Source organism: Promicromonospora kroppenstedtii DSM 19349 (assembly GCF_000515355.1).
GTDB lineage: Bacteria > Actinomycetota > Actinomycetes > Actinomycetales > Cellulomonadaceae > Promicromonospora > Promicromonospora kroppenstedtii.
Map to the genome: position 1 here is coordinate 3285 of NZ_KI911711.1, position 3446 is coordinate 6730.

A 3446-nucleotide genomic window follows, 5' to 3' on the forward strand; every position below is an offset into this window, starting at 1 on the left:
CGCGCCTGCGGGTCGAGAGCGGCGCCGCGGCGTGAGGCGGAGGTGGTGCACCCAGGCGCAGACGCCCCGGCCCCACCCGCGGATGTCGGACGCGCAGGCCCAGGGGACCTGCGCGCCCGACGCCAGGATCAGCGCGTACTGCCGACCTCTGCCACGAACCGAGCGGCGCGTTCGCGCAGACCGGCGATGCGGCGGTCGGTGATCAGCTCACGCATGGCCGGGTCGTTGCCGGCCTCGGTGAACGTGGGCGTGCGCCGCACGTTGCGGGAGCAGGCGAACTCGGTGCAGATCAGCGTGCCGATCGTGTTGCCGTTGCGCCCGGACGCGCCGCCCCGCTTGGCGACGTACATGGAGACGTCCTCGGTGACGACGACGTCCTCGCACCAGGCGCAGACGCCCTTGGTGCGCTTGCCGCCGGCCTTGGCGTCCGTGGAGCGCAGCAGCACCCCGGTCGGTTCGCCGTCGAGCTCGAGCACCACGTACGCGGACAGGGGCGCCTTGCGGTCGCGCCATCCGAGGTAGTCGAGGCGCTCCCAGTCGAGGCCGTCGAGGTCGGGCAGGGTCGCCTGTGCGGCCTCCCGCTTGCTCGCGTTCAGGAAGGACGCGCGGATCTGCTTCTCGGTCATGGGGTTCATCAGGTTTCTCGGCTTCCGGTCGTGCGGAGGCCGCCGGCCGGCGTTCGTGGTCGCGCGAGTGCACGACGGCGCCACGGTCACCGAAGCGGATCGGTCACCGGGCCGGCTGGCGGCAGGGCAGGGGACGATGCCGCGCCCGCCCTCCGAGGTCCGCCGACAGCGCACCACCCTGTGGAAGGTCTTGTGGAAAAGACCGGTGCGGTGGGCGGTGCTGCCGGGATCAGAGAGCTGTGACGCGGGTCCGGGCGCTGCCCGAGCAGGCCGCTGCGGCCGCCCCGCATCCCGCGGTGTGTACCCGCATCTCTCGCTCCTCATGCCGCTGTCACATCTGATGGCCGGTCCGCCGCGGCTGCGCCGCACGGCCGACCTCTCGATGCTACACACGGGCCCCGCGCGGCACACGTGCTTTGTGGTGCGTCCCGCCTCACACCCAGACGGCGGTCGCCGGATCGACGCCGCGCTCGCGGGCGTTCGCGTCGATGATGTCGCGGAGCCAGGCGGTCAGACCGGGTTCGAGGCCGTCGTAGAACGACCGGAAGCCGGCGTCGGTCACGTAGGTGCGGCCCAGGCAGACGTGCATGGAGACGGTGCAGTCGAAGTAGGCGCCGACCGACGCCCGGTGCCGTTCGGCCAGGTCGTTCGCCGCCGCGCTACCCGGTGGCACGCCCGCACGGAGGGCCGCGGCGAGGTCGGCGTGGAGAGCCTCGACGTCCGCCGTGATCCGGCGCCAGTCCTCGGGCCCGCGGTCCGCCGCGCGCTCGGCGTACTGCGCCCACTGCTCGCCGTCGCCCCACCGCTCCCGTGCCTCGGCCGTCCACTCGGGCCGCCACTGCTCGCCGAAGATGCTCACCTGTTCCTCGGGGGAGAGCAGCACCCCGGACCGGCGCGCCTCGATCATCCGGTCCAGCGCGTCCGCCGACCGCTGCAGGCGCGCGATGTGCTCGCGCACCTCGTCCCGCTGTCGGCGCAGCGACTCCTCGGCGTCGTCGGCGGGCGCGTCCAGGAGAGCCGCGATGTCCGCCAGCGGCAGACCCAGCTCGCGGTAGAGGCGCACCCGGTGCAGCCGGGCGACGTCGGCGGCGTCGTACAGCCGGTGCCCGCCGGTCGTGCGCCGCGACGGGCGGGCCAGGCCCAGCTCGTCCCAGTGGTGCAGCGTCCGCACCGTGACACCCACGACGGACGCGGCGCCGCCGACAGTCAGCCCGTCCGGCGGCACCGTGTCCGTGGCGCTCGCGTACGTCATCCGGCCCAGTCTCGCAGGCGGGTCACTCCCCGGGCCCCTCGATCCCCATCTCCCGCAGGTTCTGGGCCTCGGGGCTCTCGGGGTCGTACGGGCGGGCGGCCGTCATGACCACCCGTGCGTTCTCCGGCGTGACCACCTCGACCTCGACCGAGCCCCAGGGCATCGTCCGAGGTCCCGTGGTGCTGCCGGGCAGCGCCGCTTCGCAGGCCGAGGCGATGCCCTCGACCTGGTCGAGCACGCAGGAGAAGCTCACGCTCAGCGCTGCGGCCTCGGTGGGCCGGCCCGCCGGGACCAGCAGGACGTCCTGGAACGTCCAGCGGCGCAGGTGGACCACCTGGCCAGGTACGGAGAAGAGCTCGAAGAAGCCGAGCCCTCGCACCCAGAAATCCGTGGACGCTTCCAGGTCGGCGGAGGGCACCGAGACGAACATGGGCATGCCGTAGATGCCGTGGAACGGCTCGGGGGCCCGGGCGTCCGGGCCGGGAACGGGGACAGGGCTGACGTCGAATGCGGGGTAGGTGTCGATCATGACGCCAGGCTGGGCCCTCACGCGGCGTGAGGTTCAAGTGGCGTCGGGTCGGCGTCTGGTCGGCGTCAGGTTCTCCTGACGTCAGCGCGTGGGCTGGAGCTCCGTGTCCGGCGACGGCGCGGCCTCCCGCTCGGCCGGCTCCGCGAGGTGGCCCGTCCGCTTGAGCCACCACTCGGCGAGCAGCGTGGTCAGCGGCGGGACCGCCGAGGCCAGCGCGACGAGGGTGCGGAACCAGCCCCACCTCAGCCGCACGGCCGCGATCAGCGTGACCACGACGAACAGCACGAACGCGCCACCGTGCAGGCGGCCGAACAGCCACACCCCTGCCTCGGTGGTCTCGGTGACGTACTTGAGGAACATCCCGACCAGGAGTCCGGCCCAGGTGAACGCCTCGATCCAGGCGACGACGGCGAACAGGCGGCCCAGACGGGACATCGGGGGCATGCGGGGTTCCTTCCGGAGGTGGGGCGGGACGTGCGCCCAGTCTGCCCGACGCCGGACGGCGGGCCTCAGCCCGGCTGCCGCAGCCGGGACCGCACCGCGACACCAGCGCAGAGGATCACGACCGCCCCGCCGAGCACCGTGGACCAGCCGACCTGCTCGTGCAGCAGCAGCGCGGCCCAGCCGATGCCCAGCACGGGCTGGACCAGCTGCACCTGGCTGACCTGCGCCATCGGGCCGATCGCCAGGCCGCGGTACCAGGCGACGAAGCCCAGGAACATGCTCACCGTGCCCAGGTAGCCGAACACTGCCCAGTCGAGCGGGCTGCCCGACGGCGGCTGCCGCACCACCGAGACCGCTGTGAGCAGTGCCATGGGCGCGGCGGCGAGGACGAGTGCCCAGGAGATCGTCTGCCACGCGCCGAGCTCGCGGGCGAGCAGCCCGCCCTCCGCGTAGCCGAGCCCGCAGGCGACCACGGCGGCGAGCAGCAGCAGGTCCGACCCGGTCAGTCCGCCGAGCCCGCCGCCCTGCACCGAGGCGAAGGTGATCGCCGCGACCGCGCCCAGCGCCGCCATGACCCAGAACGACGCGCGGGGCC

General features: G+C 73.6%; 5 protein-coding genes. All 5 read right to left on the minus strand.

Going from position 1 to position 3446, the window contains the following annotated elements; all coding sequences use genetic code 11:
- Positions 1–128: 128 nt before the first annotated feature.
- Entirely contained in the window at positions 129–635 is a 507-nt protein-coding gene (locus PROKR_RS20120) for an FBP domain-containing protein (RefSeq protein ID WP_036966348.1), read from the minus strand.
- A gap of 424 nt (positions 636–1059) precedes the next feature.
- On the minus strand, positions 1060–1878 hold the full coding sequence (locus PROKR_RS20125) for a MerR family transcriptional regulator (RefSeq protein ID WP_051433180.1): 819 nt from the start codon (positions 1876–1878) through the stop codon (positions 1060–1062).
- A gap of 22 nt (positions 1879–1900) precedes the next feature.
- On the minus strand, positions 1901–2407 hold the full coding sequence (locus PROKR_RS20130; protein WP_211240189.1) for a VOC family protein: 507 nt from the start codon (positions 2405–2407) through the stop codon (positions 1901–1903).
- A gap of 81 nt (positions 2408–2488) precedes the next feature.
- Positions 2489–2851: a DUF3817 domain-containing protein gene (locus PROKR_RS20135; protein WP_036966351.1), complete on the minus strand. Its 363-nt coding sequence runs from the start codon at positions 2849–2851 to the stop codon at positions 2489–2491.
- Positions 2852–2916: 65 nt separating this feature from the next.
- On the minus strand, positions 2917–3446 hold a 530-nt coding region (locus tag PROKR_RS20140; RefSeq protein WP_036966368.1), incomplete at its 5' end, for a DMT family transporter.